Genomic DNA, 1105 nt, shown 5'->3' with positions numbered 1-1105 from the left:
CCCCGCGCCTCGATGAGAATCGATGCCCAACGACCCTAATTAGTGGAACGGCCTTACAGCCGTGTAGGAGCTCAGGGTTGTCGTCAGGCCGGTTGGCCGTTCACGTCATCAGTTATCCAGCATCGCAAAACCAGGTGGGTGGTGCTCGGGTGACAGCGGGGTCAGGCGTTCATCGCGGCTGGCCCCGCATCGAATTCAGTGTGGTGTGCGGCTATCGCCCAGGCGATTCTTGCCAGCTTGTTGGCCAGCGCGCAGACCACGAGATTGGAGTGGTGGCGAGTGGCTAATAGTTGGCGGACCCAGTCCGCCAGGGCACCTTTCTGTCGTTCCAGCTGTATCAAGTACACACGGGCGCACTGGATGAGCAGGCGCCTCTGATTTCGATCGCCGCGCTTGCTGATGCCCAGCAACACGATCTTGTCGCCCGTGCCGTGCTGTTTGGGTACCAGCCCGATCGACGCCGCATAGCCTCGACCGCATTTGAACTGTTTGCCATCGCCCAACTCGGCAGCCAGGGCGCTGGAGGTGATCGGGCCGACGCATGGCATGGTCATCAAACGAGCCGCCAGATCATCTTCAGCGGCCTGGCATTCCACCTCCTTGTCCAGCGCTTTGACCTTCCCATCCAGATAGTTGAAGTGCTCATGCAGCCCCATCAGGATTTTTTTGATGGAGCCGGAAAATGAACTCATCTCAAGCAACGCTGGAAGTTCTTTGATGGATTTGAAGCCGGGAGCCAGGCTGATACCCACCTCCAGCAGGGCGGCGTGAATGCGATTGACAGTGGCGGTGCGATCTTTGATGAACGACTCACGCACCGAATTGAGCATCGCCAGCGCCTGCTGAGCCTGGTTTTTGGGGGGCACGAAGCGCATTGTGGGGCGAGACGCCGCCTCGCAGATCGCTTCGGCATCAGCGAAGTCGTTCTTGTTGCTTTTCACGTAAGGGCGCACCAGATGAGGCGCAATGAGCTTGGGCGTATGCCCCAGTTTGGCGACTTCCTGCGCCATGAAATGGGCGCCGCCACAGGCTTCCATCACGACGGTGCAGGGTTCCAGTTTCGCCAGATATTGGGTGAGCGCTGCCCGCGTAAACTTTTTGCGGT

1 protein-coding gene is annotated in these 1105 nt (G+C 59.2%); it reads right to left on the bottom strand.

Annotation, left to right across the window (positions count from 1 at the left end; genetic code table 11):
- Positions 1-161 precede the first annotated feature (161 nt).
- Positions 162-1105, bottom strand: a 944-nt coding sequence (locus C7534_RS32220; protein WP_109788269.1) for an IS110 family transposase, incomplete at its 5' end; no start/stop codon positions are given.

The sequence above is a fragment of the Pseudomonas sp. OV226 genome (genome assembly GCF_003148705.1).
Taxonomy (GTDB): domain Bacteria; phylum Pseudomonadota; class Gammaproteobacteria; order Pseudomonadales; family Pseudomonadaceae; genus Aquipseudomonas.
This window is presented reverse-complemented; position numbering and strand designations above follow the sequence as displayed.